14 protein-coding genes and 2 tRNA genes are annotated in these 23,229 nt (G+C 59.9%); 15 read left to right on the top strand and 1 reads right to left on the bottom strand.

The genetic code is table 11. The features are described from left to right. The first annotated feature begins 24 nt into the window (after positions 1-24). The 9 genes from ftsH (at position 25) to ACZ47E_RS22415 (ending at position 12,177) form a co-directional block, all read left to right on the top strand. The gene (gene ftsH / locus ACZ47E_RS22455) at positions 25-1,989 is read left to right on the top strand and encodes an ATP-dependent zinc metalloprotease FtsH (protein ID WP_004445722.1); all 1,965 of its coding nucleotides are present in this window, start codon (positions 25-27) and stop codon (positions 1,987-1,989) included. 190 nt (positions 1,990-2,179) lie between these two features. Further along, positions 2,180-3,532: a phosphoglucosamine mutase gene (glmM, locus tag ACZ47E_RS22450; protein WP_004445721.1), complete on the top strand. Its 1,353-nt coding sequence runs from the start codon at positions 2,180-2,182 to the stop codon at positions 3,530-3,532. 186 nt (positions 3,533-3,718) lie between these two features. Next, the gene (locus tag ACZ47E_RS22445; RefSeq protein WP_004445720.1) at positions 3,719-4,558 is read left to right on the top strand and encodes an outer membrane protein; all 840 of its coding nucleotides are present in this window, start codon (positions 3,719-3,721) and stop codon (positions 4,556-4,558) included. 212 nt (positions 4,559-4,770) lie between these two features. After that, positions 4,771-5,949, top strand: a complete 1,179-nt coding sequence (locus tag ACZ47E_RS22440; RefSeq protein WP_022563040.1) for a phosphoserine transaminase — start codon at positions 4,771-4,773, stop codon at positions 5,947-5,949. 83 nt (positions 5,950-6,032) lie between these two features. After that, entirely contained in the window at positions 6,033-7,628 is a 1,596-nt protein-coding gene (gene serA, locus ACZ47E_RS22435) for a phosphoglycerate dehydrogenase (protein WP_003506257.1), read from the top strand. Positions 7,629-7,849: 221 nt separating this feature from the next. Beyond that, positions 7,850-8,923, top strand: a complete 1,074-nt coding sequence (locus ACZ47E_RS22430; protein ID WP_022563039.1) for a Tim44 domain-containing protein — start codon at positions 7,850-7,852, stop codon at positions 8,921-8,923. Positions 8,924-9,371: 448 nt separating this feature from the next. Next, positions 9,372-10,562, top strand: a complete 1,191-nt coding sequence (locus tag ACZ47E_RS22425) for an OpgC family protein (protein ID WP_022563038.1) — start codon at positions 9,372-9,374, stop codon at positions 10,560-10,562. 206 nt (positions 10,563-10,768) lie between these two features. Continuing rightward, a complete protein-coding gene (mnmA, locus tag ACZ47E_RS22420; RefSeq protein WP_004445712.1) occupies positions 10,769-11,965 on the top strand; it encodes a tRNA 2-thiouridine(34) synthase MnmA in 1,197 nt (398 codons plus the stop codon). Between the two features lie 135 nt (positions 11,966-12,100). Further along, positions 12,101-12,177, top strand: a tRNA-Met gene (locus ACZ47E_RS22415). Positions 12,178-12,712: 535 nt separating this feature from the next. Here ACZ47E_RS22415 and ACZ47E_RS22410 read toward each other — a convergent pair. After that, a tRNA-Gly gene (locus ACZ47E_RS22410) sits at positions 12,713-12,787 on the bottom strand. Between the two features lie 254 nt (positions 12,788-13,041). Here ACZ47E_RS22410 and ACZ47E_RS22405 point away from each other — a divergent pair. The 6 genes from ACZ47E_RS22405 to pbpC all read left to right on the top strand — a co-directional run bounded on the left by ACZ47E_RS22405 (position 13,042) and on the right by pbpC (position 23,162). Beyond that, on the top strand, positions 13,042-13,551 hold the full coding sequence (locus tag ACZ47E_RS22405; protein ID WP_004445709.1) for a prolyl-tRNA synthetase associated domain-containing protein: 510 nt from the start codon (positions 13,042-13,044) through the stop codon (positions 13,549-13,551). A gap of 53 nt (positions 13,552-13,604) precedes the next feature. Then, positions 13,605-14,573: a thioredoxin gene (trxA, locus tag ACZ47E_RS22400; RefSeq protein WP_022563036.1), complete on the top strand. Its 969-nt coding sequence runs from the start codon at positions 13,605-13,607 to the stop codon at positions 14,571-14,573. A gap of 67 nt (positions 14,574-14,640) precedes the next feature. Beyond that, on the top strand, positions 14,641-15,312 hold the full coding sequence (locus ACZ47E_RS22395; protein WP_022563035.1) for an LON peptidase substrate-binding domain-containing protein: 672 nt from the start codon (positions 14,641-14,643) through the stop codon (positions 15,310-15,312). Between the two features lie 10 nt (positions 15,313-15,322). Then, positions 15,323-15,511, top strand: a complete 189-nt coding sequence (locus tag ACZ47E_RS22390) for a Trm112 family protein (protein ID WP_004445702.1) — start codon at positions 15,323-15,325, stop codon at positions 15,509-15,511. Positions 15,512-15,630: 119 nt separating this feature from the next. Next, on the top strand, positions 15,631-21,087 hold the full coding sequence (locus tag ACZ47E_RS22385; RefSeq protein ID WP_112668364.1) for an alpha-2-macroglobulin family protein: 5,457 nt from the start codon (positions 15,631-15,633) through the stop codon (positions 21,085-21,087). Further along, positions 21,084-23,162, top strand: coding sequence for a penicillin-binding protein 1C (pbpC, locus tag ACZ47E_RS22380; RefSeq protein ID WP_022563033.1), 2,079 nt, complete (start codon positions 21,084-21,086; stop codon positions 23,160-23,162). Before ACZ47E_RS22385 ends, pbpC begins: the two co-directional genes overlap by 4 nt. Positions 23,163-23,229 lie beyond the last annotated feature (67 nt).

Raw genomic sequence — 23,229 nt, 5'->3', positions numbered from 1 at the left:
GCCCGTGTGAGTTCGGGGAGTTCGATGAACCCAAATTTCAGAAATTTCGCCTTGTGGGCCGTGATCGCCCTCTTGCTGATCGCGCTGTTCAGCATGTTCCAGACGTCGCCGACGCAAACGGGTTCACGGGAAATTCCGTATTCCCAGTTTCTCCGCGACGTGGATTCCGGGCGAGTTCGCGACGTGACCGTCACCGGTAACCGGGTTCTCGGAACCTATACCGAAAACGGCACGGCCTTTCAGACCTATTCCCCCGTCATCGACGACAGCCTGATGGAGCGCTTGCAGAGCAAGAACGTGACCATCGTGGCGCGCCCGGAAAGCGATGGCTCCTCGGGCTTCCTGAGCTATCTCGGCACGCTTCTGCCGATGTTTCTCATCCTTGGCGTCTGGCTGTTCTTCATGCGGCAGATGCAGGGTGGTTCGCGCGGTGCGATGGGCTTCGGCAAGTCCAAGGCCAAGCTCCTGACGGAAGCCCATGGCCGCGTGACGTTTGACGACGTTGCCGGCGTGGATGAAGCCAAGCAGGATCTTGAGGAAATCGTGGAATTCCTGCGTGACCCGCAGAAATTCCAGCGCCTCGGCGGCAAGATTCCGCGCGGCGTTCTGCTTGTTGGTCCTCCGGGCACCGGTAAGACGCTTCTTGCGCGTTCCGTCGCAGGTGAAGCCAATGTGCCGTTCTTCACGATTTCCGGTTCGGATTTCGTGGAAATGTTCGTCGGCGTCGGTGCCAGCCGTGTGCGTGACATGTTCGAGCAGGCGAAGAAGAATGCGCCTTGCATCATCTTCATCGATGAAATCGACGCCGTCGGCCGTCATCGTGGCGCCGGCCTCGGCGGTGGTAACGACGAGCGCGAACAGACGCTGAACCAGCTGCTGGTCGAGATGGACGGTTTCGAGGCGAATGAGGGCATCATTCTCATCGCCGCTACCAACCGACCCGATGTTCTCGATCCCGCACTTCTGCGTCCCGGCCGTTTCGACCGTCAGGTCGTTGTGCCGAACCCTGACATCGTCGGCCGCGAGCGCATCCTCAAGGTGCATATCCGCAACGTGCCGCTGGCGCCGAATGTCGATCTCAAGGTTCTCGCCCGCGGCACCCCCGGTTTCTCGGGTGCGGACCTGATGAACCTCGTCAACGAAGCCGCCCTCATGGCCGCCCGCCGCAACAAGCGCGTGGTCACCATGCAGGAATTCGAAGACGCCAAGGACAAGATCATGATGGGTGCGGAGCGCCGCTCTTCTGCCATGACCGAGGCCGAAAAGAAGCTGACTGCCTATCACGAAGCCGGTCATGCCATCACCGCTCTGAAGGTTGCCGTGGCCGATCCGTTGCACAAGGCGACGATCATCCCGCGCGGCCGCGCACTTGGCATGGTGATGCAGCTGCCGGAAGGCGACCGCTATTCCATGAGCTACAAGTGGATGGTGTCGCGCCTCGTGATCATGATGGGTGGCCGCGTTGCCGAAGAACTGACCTTCGGTAAGGAAAACATTACCTCGGGCGCGTCTTCGGATATCGAGCAGGCAACCAAGCTTGCCCGTGCCATGGTGACGCAATGGGGCTTTTCCGATGCGCTCGGCCAGGTCTCCTATGGTGAAAACCAGCAGGAAGTTTTCCTTGGCCATTCCGTCTCGCAGTCGAAGAACGTCTCCGAAGCCACAGCCCAGACGATCGACACGGAAGTTCGCCGCCTTATCGATGAGGCCTATGCCGAGGCTCGCCGCATTCTGACGGAAAATCACGATGGTTTCGTTGCGATTGCCGAGGGTCTGCTTGAATACGAAACCCTGACGGGTGACGAGATCAAGGCCCTGCTGAAGGGTGAGAAGCCCGCCCGCGATCTGGGCGACGATTCTCCGGGCAGCCGTGGTTCCGCAGTGCCGAAGGCCGGCACCAAGAAGGACGGTCCCAGTGAAGTGAAGGGTGACGGCGAAGCAAAGGGCGACGGTGAAGCCGAAGGCGGCATGGAGCCGCAGCCGCATTGATCGACCGCGTCTGTTAGAAATTGTAAAAGGCCATCCGGGTTTCCGGGTGGCCTTTTCATTTTGGTAACAAGATATAAGCCATTTTTGCGGTAATTTACGTGCTGTTTATCGTGGTTTGTGGCATCTAGCCAAAAACGCTTCCGGCTGTTTTCAGCTTATGCCGGAATGCTGGAAAAGATTTGGAGTTAAAATGGCACGCCGTTATTTCGGAACCGATGGTATCCGCGGACAATCGAACGTCTTCCCCATGACGCCTGATCTGGCGATGCGGGTTGGCATTGCCGTCGGGACGATTTTCCGCCGTGGCCATCATCGCCATCGTGTCGTCATCGGCAAGGATACACGCCTTTCCGGCTATATGCTGGAAAACGCCCTGGTTGCCGGCTTCACCGCCGCCGGTCTCGATGTCTTCCTGCTCGGCCCGATCCCGACGCCTGCCGTCGCCATGCTGACCCGCTCGCTGCGCGCCGATATCGGCGTGATGATCTCGGCCTCGCACAATCCCTTCTCCGACAACGGCATCAAGCTTTTCGGGCCTGACGGTTACAAGCTTTCCGATGAGCTGGAGCTGGAGATCGAAGACCTCCTCGACAAGGATATCTACGCCCAACTGGCGAAACCTGCCGAAATCGGCCGGGCGAAGCGCGTCGATGGCGACATCTATCGTTATATCGAGTTCGTGAAGCGCACCCTGCCGCGCGACGTGACATTGAGCGGCCTGCGAATCGCCATCGACTGCGCCAATGGCGCGGCTTATAAGGTGGCGCCCGCGGCTCTCTGGGAACTCGGCGCGGAGGTCGTCACCATCGGCAACGAGCCGAACGGCATCAACATTAACCTCGAATGCGGTTCCACGCACCCGGAAGCCCTTCAGAAAAAGGTCCACGAGGTGCGGGCCGATATCGGCATTGCGCTGGATGGTGATGCGGACCGCGTCATCATCGTTGATGAACGCGGTGAAATCGTTGATGGCGACCAGCTGATGGCCGTCATCGCCGACAGCTGGGCCGAAGACAACACGCTCCGCGGCGGTGGCATCGTCGCAACTGTCATGTCCAATCTCGGTCTTGAGCGGTTTCTTGGCGACAAGGGCCTCACCCTTGCCCGCACCAAGGTGGGTGACCGCTATGTGGTCGAACACATGCGCAACCACAATTTCAATGTTGGCGGTGAGCAGTCCGGCCATATCGTGCTGTCGGATTACGGCACGACGGGGGATGGGCTCGTTGCGGCATTGCAGGTTCTCGCCAAGGTCAAGCGCTCCGGCCGCACGGTGAGCGAGGTTTGCCGCAAGTTCGAGCCCGTGCCGCAGCTTTTGAAGAATGTCCGTATCTCCGGTGGCAAACCGCTGGAAAACCCGGTCGTGCAGCAGGCAATTGCGGATGCGGAAAGTGCGCTTGCCGATAATGGCCGCCTCGTCATCCGCCCTTCCGGCACCGAACCGCTGATCCGCGTGATGGCGGAAGGCGACGATAGCGCGAAGGTGGAGCGTATCGTCAATGATCTTGTCGGCATCATCGCGAATGCCCGCTCTGCCGCGTGAGGCATAGCAACAATAAATCAGCAAAAAGCCGGCCTTCCGCCGGCTTTTTCTTTGAGTATTTACTAATAAATATAGTGAATGAGCGTGGTTAATCGGGACTTAACCATTTTACGTCAATCTCCATGACTGAACAGTTCACTGGCATCTGCTGCCGCAAACGCACGTGCCTCTTCTGGAGTGGAAGTCATGAAAAACGCCCTGGCCGGATTTCTGGCCGTCCTGCTGACCGGCACCAGCGCCATTGCCGCCGATCTTTATCAAGCTGAGCCTGCGCCGACCTATGCTCCCGAAGTGGAGATCACCCAGGCAAGCGGCTGGTATCTGCGAGGCGACGTCGGTTATTCTTTCAATAAGCTGCGTGGTGCCAATTATTATCAGGGTGGCCCTGGTGGCTATCTCGCTGATTTCGATACCGCGAAGATCGACGATAGCTATGTCATTGGCGCCGGTGTCGGTTATCAGTTCAACAACTATTTCCGCAGTGACGTGACCTTCGACTATATGGGCAAGTCGGATTTTCGTGGCTCCACGAGCGGTTTCTGCGGTTCCGTTCCCGGCCGCTGCGTCTCGGAGGATCTTAGCTCGGTTCGCGCCTATACTCTGATGGCAAATGCCTACGTCGATCTCGGGACTTACGGACGTGTGACGCCGTATGTCGGCGGTGGTATCGGCGGCTCCTACGTCAAGTGGGACAAGCTGCGCAACACATCCTGCAGTGTCAATGGTCTTGGCTGCGACCCGACCACCGAACACGGCGGCAGGGGCAAGTGGCGTTTCGCTTACGCCCTTATGGCTGGCGCATCCATTGATGTTACCTGTAATCTGAAGGCCGATATCGGTTACCGTTTCCGTCACATCAACAAGGGCGACATGTTCGCTTATGAGAATGGCGGCGGCCCCGGTCGTGACAAAGGTCTTTATTCGCATGAGGTACGCGTTGGTGGCCGTTATGTCTTCAATGGCTGCGATACCGCTCAGTACATGCCGCCTGCCGATATTCCGCTGCAGCCTGCCGTCTACAAATAGACGTCACGTCCCGCTGATAGTTTCGGGCCGTCCGCATCCTCCGGGTGCGGGCGGTTTTGTGTTATCGGCATGTGGCAAGGGACATGACGCATATGGACCAAGATTCTTCTGCGTAGCGACATATTCCGCTTGACTGGGATCGGCGACAGGAATAGCAACGGCGTCAGGACACTCCACCCTAACGTGGAGCGCCTATCTGGAAGGGTAGTCAAATGACAGATATCGTGAAGCCGGACGTCCGTCCGGGCAATACGCATTTTTCCTCTGGTCCCTGCTCGAAGCGCCCCGGTTGGTCGCTAGATGCTCTCTCCGATGCGCCGCTCGGTCGCTCGCATCGCGCCAAGGTTGGCAAAGCCAAGCTGAAGCAGGCCATCGATCTCACCCGTGAAGTTCTTGATGTTCCCGCCGATTATCGCATCGGTATCGTTCCCGCATCCGACACCGGCGCCGTTGAAATGGCGCTCTGGTCGCTGCTCGGCGAACGTGGCGTCGATATGCTCGCCTGGGAAAGCTTCGGCGCCGGCTGGGTCACCGACGTCGTCAAGCAGCTGAAGCTGAAGGACGTTCGCAAGTTCGAGGCCGATTACGGTCTGCTGCCGAACCTTGCCGAAGTCGATTTCGACCGCGACGTGGTCTTCACCTGGAACGGTACGACCTCTGGCGTTCGTGTTCCCAACGCCGATTTCATTCCCGCCGACCGCAAGGGCCTGACCATCTGCGACGCCACCTCGGCGGCTTTCGCGCAGGATATGGACTTTACGAAACTCGACGTCGTCACCTTCTCCTGGCAGAAGGTTCTCGGCGGCGAGGGCGGCCATGGCGTCATCATCCTGTCGCCGCGCGCCGTTGAGCGTCTCTTGAGCTACGCGCCGGCATGGCCGCTGCCGAAAATCTTCCGCATGGTTTCCGGCGGCAAGCTGATCGAAGGCATCTTCACCGGTGAAACCATCAACACGCCGTCCATGCTCTGCGTTGAAGATTATATCGACGCGCTGCTCTGGGCAAAGAATCTCGGTGGCCTGAAGGCGCTGATCGGCCGCGCCGATGCCAATGCCAAGGTTATCTACGACTTCATCGAGAAGAACGACTGGATCGCCAACCTGGCCGTGAAGCCGGAAACTCGCTCCAACACGTCTGTTTGCCTCAAGATCGTTGATCCCGAGGTCCAGGCGCTGGATGCCGCGGCACAGGCCGATTTTGCCAAGGGCGTCGTCGCCCTGCTCGAAAAGGAAAATGTCGCCCTCGATATCGGCGCTTACCGCGACGCCCCGTCCGGTCTGCGCATCTGGGCCGGCGCCACCATCGAGACGGCTGATATGGAAGCCGTCATGCCCTGGCTCACCTGGGCTTACCAGACGCAGAAGGCAGCACTTTCCAAGGCTGCCGCCTGATTTTGATACCGGCCCTGCGCTGATGCAGGGCCGCATAGTTCCCGCTTTCAAAACTGCACCGTTTTTCAAGGAGCCCGTGAACCATGGCACCTCGCGTACTCGTATCCGACGAACTGTCGGAAACCGCCGTCCAGATTTTCCGTGATCGTGGCGTCGAAGTCGATTTCCAGCCGAAGCTCGGCAAGGACAAGGACAAGCTTGCTGAAATCATCGGCAATTACGATGGCTTGGCCATCCGCTCTGCCACCAAGGCAACCGAAAAGCTGATCGAAGCCGCCACCAACCTCAAGGTCATCGGCCGCGCCGGCATCGGCGTCGACAATGTTGACATCCCGGCCGCCTCGCGCCGCGGTATCATTGTCATGAACACGCCATTCGGCAACTCCATCACAACGGCAGAACACGCGATTGCGCTGATGTTTGCCGTCGCCCGCCAGCTTCCGGCAGCCGACAGTTCCACGCAGGCCGGCAAGTGGGAAAAGTCGAAGTTCATGGGTGTCGAAATCACCGGCAAGACGCTCGGCGTCATCGGTGCGGGTAACATCGGTTCGATCGTCTGCTCGCGTGCACTTGGCCTTAAGATGCATGTTCTGGCCTATGACCCCTTCCTCTCCCCAGAGCGCGCGCAGGAAATGGGCGTCACCAAGGTTGAGCTGGACGAGTTGCTAGCCCAGGCCGATTTCATCACTCTGCATGTGCCGATGACCGACAAGACGCGCGGCATCCTCAACGCTGAAAACCTTGCCAAGACCAAGAAGGGCGTACGTATCGTCAACTGCGCCCGTGGTGGTCTGGTGGATGAAGCTGCCCTTGCGGAAGCCATCAAGTCCGGCCATGTCGCCGGTGCCGGTTTTGACGTGTTCGAAGTCGAGCCCGCCACCGAGAGCCCGCTTTTCGGCCTTCCTAACGTCGTCTGCACGCCGCATCTTGGCGCTTCGACCACGGAAGCACAGGAAAACGTTGCCCTGCAGGTTGCCGAGCAGATGTCGGATTACCTCGTCAAGGGTGCCGTGTCCAACGCCATCAACATGCCGTCGATCACGGCTGAGGAAGCGCCGCGTCTGAAGCCCTTCATCCGTCTCGCGGATGTTCTCGGGTCTTTCGTCGGCCAGGTACAGGAAAGCGCCACCAAGGAAATCGAAATCCTTTATGACGGTGCAACCGCCAACATGAACACGAAGGCGTTGACCAGTGCATTGCTGGCCGGCCTCATCCGCAGTCAGGTTGCCGATGTGAACATGGTTTCGGCCCCGGTCATGATCAAGGAGAAAGGCATCATCCTTTCCGAGGTCAAGCGCGACAAGACCGGCGTTTACGACGGTTACATCAAGCTGACGGTGAAGACGGAAAACCAGATCCGCTCGGTTGCCGGCACGGTGTTCTCGGATGGCAAGCCACGTTTCATCCAGATCAAGAACATCAACATGGATGCCGATGTCGGATCGCACATGATCTACATCACCAATACCGACGTTCCCGGCATGATCGGCTTCATGGGCACCACGCTCGGCGAGGCTGGCGTCAACATCGCCAACTTCCAGCTTGGACGTGAAAAGGAAGGCGGCGACGCCATCGCCCTGCTTTATGTCGACGGTCCGGTTTCCGAAGAGGTGCTGGACAAGCTGCGCGCCAACCCGGCCATCCGTCAGGTCAAGCCGCTGACGTTCAACGTCGACTGATCTATCGTTCCTCCCAAGGGGACAATAGGAACCGGTGCAGGGGAAACCCTGTGCCGGTTTTTGTTTTTCCAGCTTTCGATTTGCGGCAGATTGCACGCGCCTCACGCCTTGGTTGCATATCACAAAAAATTTAAGCCGAGCGGTCTAAAAATGATGATCATGAGTTGCTATATCGCCTGTTGAGATGCCGCTCATGGGAGGGCGGCCAATAGGAGATAACGATGTTTGCTGCCTTTCGGCGCTTCAAGGGTTTGTTCGCAGTCGCCGCGCTTGGTATCGCGGTTTCTTTTGTGGCGGTTGATATGGCAGAAGCACGTCGCGCCAGCGGCGGTTTCGGCAGCCGTGGCACGCGGACCTACTCCGCTCCGCCTTCGACCAGCACTGCGCCCGGCCAGACCGCGCCGATTAACCGAAGCATGACGCCCAACACCAACCAGGCAGCTCCTGGCGCTGCTCAGCCGGCACGTCCGGGCGCGCAGGCGCCGCAGCAGAATCGTGGCCTCTTCGGCGGCATGATGGGTGGTCTGATGGGCGGCCTGCTGATGGGCGGTCTGTTCGGCATGCTTCTGGGGGGCGGTTTCGGCGGCATGGCCGGTTTCTTCGGCATGTTGCTGCAGGTTGCGCTGATCGGCCTTCTGGTCATGCTCGCCATGCGTTTCTTCGCGTCGCGCCGTCAGGGCCAGCCCGCTTATGGATCGGCCAACGGCTCGCACCGCACGGATCATTCCGGCTCCTCCTATAATGGCGGTTCGCAGGCGGGTCCGGCCGCATCCTCGTTCAAGATCCCGAAGATCGGCGCGATGGCCGGCGCTGCGGGCGGAGCGGCTGCTGCTGCCGCAACGGCAAAGCCCACGCCCCACGCCAACGCCATCTCGGAGGGCGACGAAATCGGCATCACGCAGGGCGACCTCGAGACGTTCCAGAAAATGCTGGAAGACGTGCAGGCTGCCTATGCCGCCGAGGATTATGGCACATTGCGCAAACTGACGACGCCCGAAGCCATGTCTTATCTCGCTGAAGAACTCAGCGATAACGCGACCAGCGGTGTGAAAAACGACGTGCGCGAGGTGACGCTACTGCAGGGCGATGTCGCCGAAGCATGGCACGAAGAAGGGCAGGACTACGCGACAGTCGCGATGCGCTACTCTGCCATCGACGTGATGCGCGACCGCACCTCCGGCAAGGTGATCGAAGGTGACGAGCAACATCCGTCCGAATCGGTGGAAATGTGGACCTTTGTCCGCCGCCCCGGCAACGACAACTGGCAGGTCGCCGCCATCCAGGCCGCCGCCTGACGAATCAGAGCCTCTTAAACGGATAAGGCCCGGCGGTCGCTTCACCGCCGGGCCTTATCCGTTTCGTTCGATAAGCTTCCTAAAAAGCATGGCGGGATGCCGCCAAAAAAGATTGGGAGATCTTACGGGTGATATATCCGCCAGCCACGCGCGGCGGATTCGGCTTTCCCCTGCCATGCAAGGCCTTGAGGCTTGTTTGCCTTGGTATGTCCCGGGCGCATGGCTCATCCGTTTCACGGAATTGCCTTTTTTCATTCATCCGGCATTCAGTCCCCGCGTCCTAACCACAGGGCGTACACGTTAATGTGACTTTTCGTGCCGGTTCTAAACCGCTTTGGGAGCGGAACCTCAGCCGCAAAAACGCGTTGACAATCCAATTCCCGGCATCTCGCAGGCCGGGCTGGGTGGCCGGGCAATGCACGGCCCGCGAGAACGGAGAGCTATCGAAATGAAACGCTTTGACCTGATCGACGGGATGCGTGGTTACTTCCTCGTCTTCATGCTGATCAACCATCTGGTGTTTGCCGGCGGCTTCTGGCTGGTGGAAATCAACCATCGCCAGTTCGCCTTTGTCGAGGACGCGCAGGGCTTCGTATTCCTGTCCGGCCTGCTGATCGGCATGGTATATGCGCGCAAGATGATGAAATATGGCTATGACGCCGGTAAACAGATGATCTGGAACCGCGCGCTGGAACTCTATCGTTATGCGATGGGTCTCGTCATCGCCGTTTTGTTCTTCCGTATGATTATCCCGCATGCACCCTATATCTGGTACAATTGGCTCGGCATGACGTCTTTCGACGATCCGCTGCGTTTGGCGGCAATTGCGACATTTCTCTTCCAGCCGACCTTCATGGACATTCTGCCGCAATATATTGTCTACATGATTTTCGCGCCTGTCCTGGTGAAGCTCTGCCTCGATGGCAAGTGGGCCTATGTCATGGCCGGCTCGCTGCTGGTCTGGATGGCGGGACAGCTTGGCCTGCAGCAGATTGTGACGACGCCTCTCAATGAACTCGTCAAGGGCGCGGACGAACAGGGTATTCGCGTAAGCTTCAACCTGCTCGGCTGGCAGCTGGTGTTCTACTCGGCGCTGGTGATGGGTGCTATGACGGCGCAGAACCGCATTCCGTGGAAGAAGATTTTCTCCCCGGAGCACACTTGGCTGCCGAAGGCCGCGCTTGTCATCTGCCTGTTCTTCATGCCGCTTCGCATCGCTACCGCGTGGGGTCTGATGCCGGAATTCATGATGGGCAAGTTTTCGACGATGGAAATCCGCGCCGATTTCGGCCCGGTCTATCTCATCAACTTCCTCGCCGTCGGCGTTGGCCTCACCTGGCTCGTGATTGCCGGACCGCATCACCATCGCCCGCTCGTGCGCTCCATAGCCGAAGGCGTTATCTGGGTGCTGTCGCTGAAGTTCCTGCAATTGCTCGGCCGCCACTCGCTGCAGGTCTATGTCTGGCACGTGGCGATCGTTTACGGCGTTTATTATCTCGATGGACGCACGGCGGAACTGTCGCAGCTGAACAAGACGCTGATCGCCTTCACGGCCATCGGATTGCTGGCCATGCCCGCCCTGTGGCGAGAGCGCGACAAGTGGTTCGGCAGCAGCGGCCAGAAGACGGCTGGCGCCTGAAGCCCTCCACAAGGGGAATCAGACGGCTTTACGGGGCGGTTTTCAGCCCCGTACTTGCGTGTGAAGCCATTCCTTTCTATATGCAGCCCTTAAATCCGCGGTATGGCGAGACAGGACGGCCCGTTTGGTGGCCAAGGTTTCTTGCGGCGGATGACCGACAGGCGGCGGGGCCTTTACCCCCGTTATGACTGACGATGGGAAAAAACGTGAATACGCTCGATTTTGACAAGAGGCCGGAAGATACCCGGATCGTTGTCGCCATGTCCGGTGGCGTCGATTCTTCTGTTGTGGCCGGTATCCTCAAGCGCGAGGGCTACGATGTCCTCGGCATCACCCTCCAGCTATATGACCATGGCGCCGCCGTGCACCGCGCCGGCTCCTGTTGCGCCGGCCAGGATATCGACGATGCGCGCCGGGTCTGCGAAACGCTGGGCATCCCCCATTACGTGCTGGATTATGAAGCGCGGTTCCGTGAAACCGTCATCAACCCCTTTGCGGAAGCTTATGCGATGGGTGAGACCCCCATTCCCTGTGTTGCCTGCAACCAGACGGTAAAATTCGCCGATCTTCTAGCGACCGCGCAGGAACTGGGTGCCGATGCGCTGGCCACGGGCCACTACATCCGTTCGCGGCCCAACCCCGTTCCCGGCCAGGCGGGCCGCCGCGCGCTCTATCGGCCGATCGACAGCGACCGCGACCAGAGCTGGTTCCTGTTCGCAACCACGCAGGAACAGATCGATTATCTGCGCTTTCCCCTCGGTGGCCTCTCCAAGGCCGAAACGCGGGCTTTGGCGGAAGAAATGGGGCTTGTCGTTGCCAAGAAGGCCGACAGCCAGGATATCTGTTTCGTGCCGCAGGGCAAATATACCGATATCATCAACAAGCTGAAGCCGAATGCGGCTCTGGCGGGTGATATCGTGCATCTCGACGGGCGTGTGCTCGGCCGCCACGATGGCATCGTGCATTATACGATCGGCCAGCGCCGCGGTATCGGTGTTGCGACGGGCGAGCCGCTTTACGTCGTGCATCTCGATGCGCGTGGCCGCCGGGTCATCGTTGGCCCGCGTGAGGCGCTGGAAACCCGCCGCGTCTATCTGCGTGACATGAACTGGCTGGGTGATGGCGACCTGGCCGTTGACGCCGGGCAGGGCTTCGCCTGTTTCGCCAAGGTGCGTTCCACCCGTCCTCCGACGGAGGCAGTGCTGCATGCGGATGAGAATGGTATCTATGTCGACCTGATGACCGGAGAGGCGGGTGTCGCGCCCGGTCAGGCCTGCGTGCTTTATTCCGCGCCGGGCGCGGATGCCCGCGTGTACGGCGGCGGTTTCATTGAACGGTCCGAGCGCTCGGCGGAGGCCGAGGCGTCGCTCAAGGCGCTTCTGGAAAAGCCGGTTGCCGCCTGAAACCACTCGCTTTTTGCAGCGATGCGGAAAGCGAATTTTTTGCGCATCTTGCGCTTGACACTTTGGGGAGCGGCACCTTATAAGCCGCTCATCCTGATGGAACAGCCGGTCACATGACTGTCACGTTTCCCCTGTGGCGGGGTAGCTCAGGTGGTTAGAGCAGCGGAATCATAATCCGCGTGTCGGGGGTTCAAGTCCCTCTCCCGCTACCACTTTTCTTCATACAAAAAAACCATACCTCACCGTGCAGCGCGGGAGTTCGTTGCTTGTCTCGGTGGAAAATAGCAATGGATCAAGCGCCTTCGCCGGCGAATCTCGCCCAAAAAAAGGGAAACCCGCTTACTGCTAAAATGCAGCCAGCGGGCCTCAACCTCTACCCCCTCCCACAAGGGCGGCTGCACAAAAGCACACTGAATGAAATATGGCAAGATCAAGGCGTTCATATTGTTGTTGCTGACAGGGTTGTTCCGCCATTCAGCCGCGTATGACGGGGCTCTCACCGTAGTTTTAAAGGGGCGGACGCAAGAGACGACTTTAAAGAGGGTAAAAAAATGCCCGCTGGCAGCGGGCAATCAGAGGGAACTGAGGTTAGGAGCCTCAGCGTTCAAACGGCCATCCTCGATATAGGTTCCGCCCGGGGGACGATTTTTGTACCGCTCGTACACAGACAATATGAAGCCGATGACGCCGAAACGAAAACCGCCGCTGCGAAAAAATAAACATCCGGAAGATCATTACTTGGGAAACTGGAGCGGGCGAAGGGATTTGAACCCTCGACCCCAACCTTGGCAAGGTTGTGCTCTACCCCTGAGCTACACCCGCTCAAATCCACCGGTCCGGGGTAGTATGCTGAACCGTGGGCCGCCGAAGCGGCGACGGGCGCTATATCGCTCAATCGATTTTGGAATGCAACAGGGAAATGACAAAAACGCGAAAATTTCTTTGAGAAATGCGACAAGCGGCGGAAAAGATTGATAATTTTTCCTGCAGCCGATTTTTCCCGCGTTGCCAATGGGCGGCTGCCCCCTTAATCATGACCCAACGACAATGGAATCGGCAGAGGCAGGTGGCAGCATATGGCGGAAAATTCTCGCAAGACGGCAGCGGAGCTGTTCGAATTTCTCGATGGGCTCGGAATTTCGCACACCACGAAACAGCACGAGCCTGTCTTTACCGTCGCGGAATCGCAGTCATTGCGCGACCTGATCCCTGGGGGCCACACAAAGAACCTCTTTGTAAAGGACAAGAAGGACCAGTACTTCGTTCTGACCGTGGAAGAAAACGCGGTGGTGGATCTGAAAAGCGTCCATAAGATCATCGGTGCTGCAAGCCGCGTGTCCTTCGGCCGGCCGGAAAAAATGCTCGAATATCTGGGTGTGGTGCCGGGTTCGGTCACGGTGTTCGGCGCAATCAACGACACGGACCGGCAGGTCACTTTTGTGTTGGATAGCGCGCTGCTGGAAAACGAACTTGTCAATGGCCACCCGCTCTCCAACGACCAGACGACGACAATCGCATCCGCGGATCTCATTCGCTTTCTCGAGGCGACCGGACATACGCCGCTTGTCTTGAAAGTCAGCGAGTGAGATACGATCTTTGCTTCAATCAAGACATATGACAGAGGTTACGGGAGACCGGCATGAGCGACACGAATAATCCTTACGGCGGTTCCTACGGCGGGCAGATGTCCGCAAGCGCGCACTATAGTGGCGAGCTGAATGGTGCGTCCTCCGGACACATTAAGGACACAACGACGGCTGGTTTCTCCAAGGACGTTCTCGAAGAGTCACGTCGTCAGCCAGTTCTCGTGGATTTCTGGGCGCCCTGGTGCGGCCCGTGCAAACAGCTGACGCCCGTGCTCGAGAAAGTCGTCAACGAAGCGAATGGCCGCGTGAAGCTCGTGAAGCTGAACATTGACGACCACCCGTCCATTCCCGGCCAGCTCGGCATCCAGTCCATTCCGGCAATCGTCGCTTTTGCCGATGGCCGGCCGGTCGACGGCTTCATGGGCGCGGTGCCGGAAAGCCAGATCAAGCAATTCATCGAAAAGATTGCCGGCCCTGATGCAGGCGATCCCAAGGCGGAGATCGAGGCCGTTCTGACCGAAGCGAAACAGCTTCTGGCCGATGGCGATTTTAACGGCGCAGCACAGCTCTTTGGCGCCGTCATGCAGGCGGATCCGGAAAACCCCGCAGCGATTGCCGGCATTGCCGAATGCATGATCGCCGCCGGACAATATGAGCGGGCCAGTGAATTGCTGTCGTCACTGCCGGCGGAACTTAATGAGGATGCGGGCATTCAGCTCGTTTCGAAAAAGATCGCGCAATATGAGGAAGCCCGCAAGATCGGCGATCCCGTGGCGCTGGAAAGCGAACTGGCAGCCGACCCGGATCGACACGAGGCACGGGTTAAGCTTGCGAAGGTGCTGAATGCGCAGGGCCGGCGCGACGAGGCGGCGGATCATCTGCTCTACGTCATGCGTAAGGATCGGACCTTCGACGACGACGGCGCGCGCCGCCAGCTTCTCGAATTTTTCGAGGCCTGGGGCTTTAAGGATCCGGCGACCGTCGCGGGCCGCCGGAAGCTTTCGTCGATACTGTTTTCTTAATGCGGGCATATCCCGGCCAGGCGGTTGATCCGCCGGCCGGCAGCAGTGAACAGGGGGCTTGATTCCCATGCATGTCGGAAATGCAAGATATGTGAAGAGCGACGACCTGCCGGAAACCGTGCCGGTTTTTCCCCTTCCCGGTGCTCTTCTGTTGCCGGAAGGCCATCTTCCACTCAATATCTTCGAGCCAAGATATCTTGCCATGATCGACACGGCGTTGGCGGGTCACCGTCTCATCGGCATGGTGCAGCCAGCCCTTCATGTCATTGAATCGGGCCTAGAGGGCGGGCCGTTGAGTGCGGTTGGGTGCCTTGGCCGCATCACCTCCTTTTCCGAAACCGGCGATGGCCGTTACATCATCTCGCTGACTGGTGTGTGCCGTTTCCGTCTGCTGGAGGAGGTGGAGGCCGGCAAGCCCTATCGCAGTTTCCGTCACGCGCCCTTCATCGCCGATCTTTCCGGCGAATACGATGAGGAGGCCGTGGACCGTGAAAACCTGCTGCGGGTGTTCCGCTCGTTTCTGGATGCCAACCAGCTGGAAGCGGATTGGGAGAGTGTGGAAAGGGCCGGCAACCGTGTTCTGGTCAATTCGCTTTCCATGATGTCTCCTTTTGGACCCGCCGAAAAACAGGCGCTGCTGGAAGCGCCCGATCTGAAGACGCGGGCCGAAACATTGATCGCCATCACCGAGATCGTTCTTGCCCAAGGATCGGGTGAGGGCGGCAACGTGCTGCAGTAGGATCGCCGCCATGGACGACAGGATGAACAACGTCGATCCGAAGCTTCTCGAATTGCTTGTCTGCCCTTTGACGAAGGGCCGCCTTTCCTATGACCGTGCCCGCAATGAACTCATCTCCGAAAATGCGCGGCTTGCTTATCCAATTCGTGACGGTGTGCCGATCATGCTCATCTCGGAAGCGCGTAAAATAGAGGACTAATCGCAGCTTCTTTTACTCTCCACAGATTGTCATGGCGCGAATTGACGAAGATGCGTTGACAACCATGCGTGGATTTGACCAGAGTCCCGCCCGACATGTCTGTTGCGGGGAGAGAACTGATGTCGTTGCGCGCGCTCGTCCGGATTTCGCTGGTTGCGGTCTCAGCCGCCATGATTTTTGCGCCAGCCATGGCGGCGGAACCCTCCCGCAAGGTCGTGACCACCCAAAATGGCGATTATTTCGGCTTCGATCTCAGGACGGAGCAAAACGCCTCGTTGGAGCAATGTGGCGAGATTTGCGCCGGAGACACATCCTGCAAGGCCTTTACCTACAATCCAAAGGTGAAATGGTGCTTCCTCAAATCTGATTTCAATCAGCTGAACGCCTTCCCCGGTGCGGTTGCCGGCAAGATTGTCGAAGTGGCGACGGAAGCCGATATCGGCGCGCCGCAGCGCCTGTCCTTCGTCACTGACAGCCTGCAGCAGGAAGCGCGTCGAATGAAATCCGGCCTTGCGGCGAATGACGGTGAGGGCGGGCAAGGCGTGGAAGCCCTCGTACAGACGGCGCGGCAGCAGGCGGCCGGGGGCAATATTCCCGATGCGGTTACGACCTATAAGCAGGCCCTTGCGATCACGCCAGACGATGGCGCGCTCTGGGCGGAGCTTTCCGAAAAGGCGGCGCAGGTCACCGATAATTATTCGATCGCAGGGCAGGCGGCGTCTGCCGCCATCAATGCCTATCAGCTGAGCCGAACGGTCAGCGCCCGCACCGAAGCCCTCAACCGGCTGGCGAAGGCATTTGAAAGAACCCAGAATTATCGCGCAGCCCTCAATGCCTATAAGGAAAGCCTTGCGCTTACCGACGATTCACAGACAAAGGCGGCCTATGCCGACCTGCGCACGCGCCAGGGTTTTCGCGTCATCAACAATACGGTGGATACGGACAGCGTAAGCCCGCGCGCCTGCGTGCAGTTTTCCGAACCGCTGGTGAAGAATGGCGTCGATTATTCTTCCTTCATCACGCTGGATGGGGCAGCTCCCAAGGCCATCGAGGCGAAGGGCAGCGAAATTTGCGTCGAAGGCCTGACCCATGGCCAGCGCTACAAGATCGCACTGCGCGCCGGCCTGCCGTCTTCCGTGGAAGAGCCGCTGGAAAAACAGGTCAATCTCGATATTTACGTGCGTGACCGCACGGCCAGTGTGCGCTTCACCGGCGAGAATTTCGTGCTGCCGGGCAGTGCGCGCCGTGGCATTCCGATTGTCTCTGTGAATGCCGACAAGGCCGACCTGAAGCTTTATCGCGTCGGTGACCGCAATATCACCGCGCTGCTCGCAAATTCGCAGTTTCTGACGCAGATGGACGGTTACAATGCCGACCGTATCGAAAACGAAATCGGCGAGCTTGTCTGGCAGGGCTCGATTGATATCCAGCCCGATCTCAACAAGGATGTGGTCACGAGTTTTCCAGTGGATGAGGCCTTGCCGGAGCGCAAGCCGGGCATCTATGTGCTGACTGCCGTGCCGCCGGGCACGGCGCCGGAAACCTGGGATTCACGCGCCACCCAATGGTTCCTCGTGTCGGATACCGGCATCACCACCTATGCCGGAACGGACGGTTTGAATGTATTTGTCCGTGCACTCGGCAGCGCCAAACCGCTTGCGGACGTGGATCTGCAGCTCCTGGCCAAGAACAACGAGGTGCTGGGCACCGCGAAAACCGATGCGGACGGACGCGCGGTATTCTCTGCCGGCCTGATGCGCGGCACGGCGGCTCAGGCGCCTGCCATCCTGACCGCGCGCAACGGCGATGAGGATTACGTGTTCCTCGATATGACCCGTGCAGGCTTCGATCTCTCGGATCGCGGCGTGACGGGACGTGCAGCACCCGGTGCTATCGACGTGTTCAGCTGGACCGAACGTGGCATCTACCGTGCCGGCGAGACCGTGCATGCCGCAGCCCTGGCCCGTGACGTTGACGGCAAGGCAATCGAAGACCTGCCGCTCACTTTCATTTTCTCACGCCCTGACGGGGTGGAAGACCGGCGCTTTGTCAGCGACGGCAAGGCGCTTGGCGGTCATGCGGTGGATCTGCCGTTGCAGGCAAATGCCATGCGCGGCACCTGGACATTGCGCATCCATACCGACCCGAAAACGGCTGCGATCAGCGAAAAGAGCTTCCTTGTCGATGATTTTGTGCCTGACCGCACCGAGTTTGACCTCTCGAGCAAGGCAAAACAGATCGATCCGGGCGCAGAAACGGCAATCGACGTTGATGGCCGTTATCTTTATGGCGCGCCCGCTGCCGGCCTGACGCTGGAAGGGGAGGTCGCGATCAAGCCGACGCGCACCAGCGCCGATTTCGAAGGTTATTTCTTCGGCCTGGCCGATGAGGAAAGCGAAGAGGAAAACCGCACGACGCTTGCCGATCTGCCGGTCCTGGATGAAGAGGGCAAAGCGAGCTTCAACGTTGATCTCACCGATCTGCCATCCACAACGCAGCTTCTCTCCGCCAACATCACCGTGCGCATGCGCGAAGCCGGCGGCCGCGCCGTGGAACGCTCGCTGGCGCTGCCCATCAAGGCGGAAGCATCCGTCATTGGCATCAAGCCGCAGTTTTCCGGCGATCTCGCCCAGAACTCCGTTGGACGTTTCCATATCATCGGTGTCAGTGCCGATGGTGCCAAACAGGCGATGAATGGCCTGACCTGGAAGCTCATCAAGGTAGAGCGTAACTATCAATGGTATCGCCAGGGTAATTCCTGGCGTTATGAGCCCGTGGAATACACCAAGCAGCAGGAAACCGGCACGCTTTCGGTCGACGCCAATGGCGGCGAAATTTCCGTTCCGGTCACCTGGGGCCGCTACCGGCTGGAAGTGGAGGGTGCGGGTAATGGCGCACCGGTTTCCAGTGTCGAATTCGATGCCGGTTTCTATGTCGAGGCAAGCTCGACGGAAACGCCGGATGCGCTGGAAATCGCGCTGGACAAACAGAGCTACAAGATCGGCGATACGGCCAAACTCAAGGTCTCCTCACGTTTCGCCGGTGAATTGATGATAACGTCCGGTTCGGAAAAGCTGATTGCGGTACAGAACGCCGAGATCGGCGAAGAGGGCGGCGAGATCGACATTCCGGTCACCGAGGAATGGGGCGCTGGCGCTTATGTGACGGCGACGCTGTTCCGCCCCGGCGACGCGCAGGAAAGCCGTATGCCCATGCGCGCCATCGGCATCAAGTGGCTTGCCGTCGATCCGGCCGAGCGCAAGCTTGCCGTCACACTCGGCGCGCCGCAGAAGACGCTGCCGCGCCAGCCGCTCGAAATTCCGATCACGGTTGCGGGGGCTGGTGTGGGCGAAAAGGCCTACGCCATCGTTGCGGCGGTCGATGTCGGCATCTTGAACCTCACCCGCTATGAGCCGCCGAAGCCGGATGAATGGTATTTCGGCCAGCGCCGGCTGGGACTGGAAATCCGCGACCTCTATGGCCGCCTGATTGACGGCTCGCTTGGCGCCACCGGCCGGCTGCGCACCGGCGGTGATGGCGGCGGGGCGGCCCTTCAGGGCAGCCCGCCCACGGAAAAGCTTGTGGCCTTCTTTGCCGGTCCGGTCGAACTCGACGCTAACGGCAAGGCGACTGTGAGCTTCGATATTCCGCAGTTCAACGGGACGGCCCGCATCATGGCGGTTGCCTGGACGAAGACCGGCGTGGGACATGCGGTTTCCGATGCCATCATTCGCGATCCCGTCGTGGTAACGGCCAGCGCGCCGAAATTCCTCGCCCCCGGCGATATCTCGCAATTGCGGCTTGATATCGCCAATACGGATGGCGACGCCGGCGACTACCGGCTGGATGTGACCAGCAATACGGCTCTGACGGTCGATCAGGGTGAAGTGTCGCAGACACTTGCGCTGCAAAAGGGCGGCAAGTCGTCTTTGACCGTTCCGCTGACGGGCGAACAGCCCGGCAATGGCGCGATCACAATCAAGGTCTCCAATGCGGCAGGTGTCTCGCTTGAGCAGGTTCTGAACATTCCGGTGCGCCCGGCCGTTCTTCCAGTCACGACGCGGCGCGAAATCAAGATTGCGCCGAACAGCAGCCTGACGATCAATGGCGATCTTCTGGCCGACAGTATGCTCCTCGGCTCGTCCGTCGCCGTTAATGTCACGCGCTCGCCCGCTTTCGATATCCCGGCGCTGGTGATGATGCTGGACAAATATCCTTATGGCTGCGCCGAACAGACGACGAGCCGCGCGCTGCCGCTGCTTTACGTCTCGGAACTGACGAAGGACAGCGGCATGGCTGAAGATCCCGACACCCGTAAGAGGGTTCAGGAAGCGGTCTACCGCGTGCTGTCCTTCCAGTCGAGTTCCGGCAGCTTCGGCCTCTGGTCGCCGGGTTACGGCGATCTGTGGCTCGATGCCTATATTACCGACTTCCTGACCCGCGCGCGCGAGCAGAGGTACGATGTCCCCGAAGCGGCCATGGTGCAGGCGTTGAACAACCTGCAGAACGGCCTGTCCTATGACAGCAATGTCAAGGATCGCGGCAACGAGATCGCCTATTCGCTTTATGTGCTGGCGCGCAACCGCAAGGCGGCGATCAACGATCTGCGTTATTACGCCGATACTGCGCTTGCCGATTTCCCGACGCCGCTTGCCAAGGCGCAGGTTGCCGCAGCCCTTTCGCTTTACGGCGACCAGGCCCGTTCGAAGACCGTGTTCGGTGCTTCGCTCGACATGGCCAGCCGCGCCACCAATGTCAGCTTCGCCCGCGCCGATTATGGCTCCGCCCTTCGCGACGGTGCGGCGGCGCTGGCGCTGGCGGCGGAAAGCCGTCCGGTTCCGGCCGTCGTGCCGCAGCTTGCCGGTGCCGTGGCAAGGGAATGGGAAAAGAAGCCCTATACCAGCACACAGGAGCAGGCATGGATGCTGCTGGCCGCCCGGGCCGTGAAAGGCGAGGACAAGGACATCCGTCTCGATGTGAACGGTGATTTACAGACCGGCGGTTTCGGGAAGCGGATGAGCGGCGATGAATTGCTGGCGGCACCCTTGAAGATCGCCAATGCCTCGGCTGATCCGGTCACGGCCGTTGTCACTACGGTGGCCCCGCCGGCTCAGCCGCTCGCTGCCGGCGGCGAAGGCTTCACCATCACCCGCACATATTACTCCATGGACGGTGAAGAGGTGAACCCGAGCGACGTCACACAGAACGAACGTTATGTCGTGGTTCTGAACGTGGTGCCGCAGAATAACTGGCAGTCGCGCATTCTGGTAACGGATCTACTGCCTTCCGGTTTCGAGATCGACAATCCGAGCCTCGTCAATTCGGCCGAACTGTCGAATTTCGACTGGTTGCCGGAAACGGAGGCGGCGCATACAGAATTCCGCTACGACCGTTTTGTGGCGGCCTTCGATCGCTCGGCAGGGGACAGTTCGGAAATTGCGCTGGCCTATGTCGTCCGCGCGGTCACTCCCGGTACTTATGATCATCCGGCGGCGTCTGTTGAGGATATGTACCGGGCGCAATTTGCCGCCCGCACCGCAACCGGCCGCATGGAGGTGCGTTCGGCGACCCCATGAGACGGAAAAAAGCTGTCATCGTCGGCTTCGTTGTGGCCGCATTGCTTATCGGCGGTGCGGCCTTCGGTCTCGATGCGCTGGACAAGGCCTACCCGCCGCCGCTCGAGGCAGCGCGGCAGCGATCCTTCGAGGTGTTGGACCGCGACGGCAAGTTGCTGCGTGCCTTCGCAACACCGGATGGCCGCTGGCGGCTCGACACCACGGCGGCCGAGGTCGATCCGCAGTTCCTGCGGATGCTGGTCGCCTATGAGGACCAACGCTTTTACGACCATCACGGTATCGATCCCTGGGCCTTGCTGCGTTCCGCGTGGCAACTGGTGAGCAACGGCCGGATCGTATCCGGCGCCTCGACGCTTTCCATGCAGGTGGCGCGGCTGGTCGAGCCGCGCGCCGACCGCTCCTTCTCGGCAAAGCTTCTTCAGGCCCTGCGGGCTATTCAAATCGAACGGCGGCTCAGCAAGGCGGATATCCTCGATCTTTATCTGAATATCGCGCCCTATGGCGGTAATCTCGAAGGCATACGCGCGGCCAGCCTCGCCTGGTTCGGCAAGGAGCCGGGAAGGCTCGACACGGCCGAAGCGGCCCTTCTGGTCGCCCTGCCGCAATTGCCAGAAAGGCGTCGCCCGGACAGGTATCCCGAGGCGGCGAGACAGGCAAGGGAACGGGTCTTGCAGAGGCTTGCCGTCGAACGTGTCGTGGGTGAGGGCGAAGCCGAACGGGCGACGCTTGCGGGCGTTCCGACCAGCCGGCGCGATCTGCCGGCGCTAGCACCGCACATGGCTGCTGCCGCGCGTGCGAAATTCCCCAATGCTGCGGAAATACGCTCGACTCTGAAGCTTTCGATCCAGCGGGAACTGGAAGGCGTGGCGCGCCATGCAGCAGGAAAAATCGGCGATAAGGTATCCGTCGCCATCGTCATGGCCGATGCAGAGAGCGGGGATATTCTGGCGGAGGTCGGCTCGGCGGATTATCTCGATACCGCGAGGAGGGGTTTCGTGGAGATGAGCCGCGCGGTGCGCTCGCCCGGATCGACCCTCAAGCCATTCATTTATGGCCTCGCCTTTGAGGATGGCCTGATCGGTCAGGAGACCATCATCGAGGATCGCCCGGCTGATTTTTCCGGTTACCGGCCGCGCAATTTCGACATGCATTATCAGGGCGATGTCAGCATCAGGCAGGCGCTGCAACTGTCGCTCAACGTGCCCGCCGTGAAATTGCTCGACTCAGTGAGCCCATCGGCGCTGATGGTGCGGTTCCGGCGGTCTGGCGTCACACTCGCGTTGCCTGCCAACGAAGCACCCGGGCTCGCCATTGCTCTCGGAGGCGCCGGTATTTCGCTTGTCGATCTTGTCCAGCTTTATGCCGGGCTAACAGGTGGCGACGGTCCGGTACGCCTCGGTGATGGCGTCCGCTCCGCCCCGGAACGACTGGAAGGCGACCGATTGTTTTCCGATGCCGCAATCTGGAACGTTTCGGACATCCTGTCCGGCGTGCTGCCGCCACTCGGCATGAAACAGCGCGGCATCGCCTACAAGACCGGCACCAGCTACGGTTACCGCGACGCCTGGTCGATCGGGTATGACGGGCGGCACGTGGTCGGCGTCTGGGTCGGCCGCGCCGATAACGGCGCCGTGCCGGGTATTGCCGGTTACGCGACGGCGGCTCCCATCCTCTTCGAGGCCTTTGAAAAATCGGGCGTGGCCATCACGCCAATGCCGACAGCACCCTCCGGCGTCGCGCGCGTGAGCGTGGCCGACCTTCCGGCAAACCAGCGGCGTTTTACGACGACCGCAAACGGCCTGCTTTCGGCTTCAAGACGTGAAAGCGCCCCGCGCATCGTTTATCCGCCCGAGGGCGCGCGGGTGGAGCTTTCCGGCCAGTCGGGCATCTCGCCACTGGTGCTGAAGCTTCAGGGCGGGCGTGCACCCTTCCGCTGGCTCGCCAACGGTTTGCCTTTGCCGGATGCGTCCCACCGTCGCAACAGTGAATGGCGACCGGAAGGGCAGGGGTTTTCCACACTCACGGTGATTGACGCCGATGGCCGTGCGTCGAGTGTCCGGATTTTCGTCGAATGATGACGGCGCGTCCAAGTCAACAACGGCCGCCGAGGGCTCCTGTAAGACAGGCCTTGTGACCGTCTCG

This window comes from Agrobacterium sp. 5Ca39 (assembly GCF_055382365.1).
This window is presented reverse-complemented; position numbering and strand designations above follow the sequence as displayed.

Bases quoted from the DNA above. Each gene is read 5' to 3' on its own strand.
- ftsH (WP_004445722.1), top strand. From the start codon at position 25: ATGAACCCAAATTTCAGAAATTTCGCCTTGTGGGCCGTGATCGCCCTC.
- glmM (WP_004445721.1), top strand. From the start codon at position 2,180: ATGGCACGCCGTTATTTCGGAACCGATGGTATCCGCGGACAATCGAAC.
- ACZ47E_RS22445 (WP_004445720.1), top strand. From the start codon at position 3,719: ATGAAAAACGCCCTGGCCGGATTTCTGGCCGTCCTGCTGACCGGCACC.
- ACZ47E_RS22440 (WP_022563040.1), top strand. From the start codon at position 4,771: ATGACAGATATCGTGAAGCCGGACGTCCGTCCGGGCAATACGCATTTT.
- serA (WP_003506257.1), top strand. From the start codon at position 6,033: ATGGCACCTCGCGTACTCGTATCCGACGAACTGTCGGAAACCGCCGTC.
- ACZ47E_RS22430 (WP_022563039.1), top strand. From the start codon at position 7,850: ATGTTTGCTGCCTTTCGGCGCTTCAAGGGTTTGTTCGCAGTCGCCGCG.
- ACZ47E_RS22425 (WP_022563038.1), top strand. From the start codon at position 9,372: ATGAAACGCTTTGACCTGATCGACGGGATGCGTGGTTACTTCCTCGTC.
- ACZ47E_RS22405 (WP_004445709.1), top strand. From the start codon at position 13,042: ATGGCGGAAAATTCTCGCAAGACGGCAGCGGAGCTGTTCGAATTTCTC.
- trxA (WP_022563036.1), top strand. From the start codon at position 13,605: ATGAGCGACACGAATAATCCTTACGGCGGTTCCTACGGCGGGCAGATG.
- ACZ47E_RS22395 (WP_022563035.1), top strand. From the start codon at position 14,641: ATGCATGTCGGAAATGCAAGATATGTGAAGAGCGACGACCTGCCGGAA.
- ACZ47E_RS22390 (WP_004445702.1), top strand. From the start codon at position 15,323: ATGGACGACAGGATGAACAACGTCGATCCGAAGCTTCTCGAATTGCTT.
- ACZ47E_RS22385 (WP_112668364.1), top strand. From the start codon at position 15,631: ATGTCGTTGCGCGCGCTCGTCCGGATTTCGCTGGTTGCGGTCTCAGCC.
- pbpC (WP_022563033.1), top strand. From the start codon at position 21,084: ATGAGACGGAAAAAAGCTGTCATCGTCGGCTTCGTTGTGGCCGCATTG.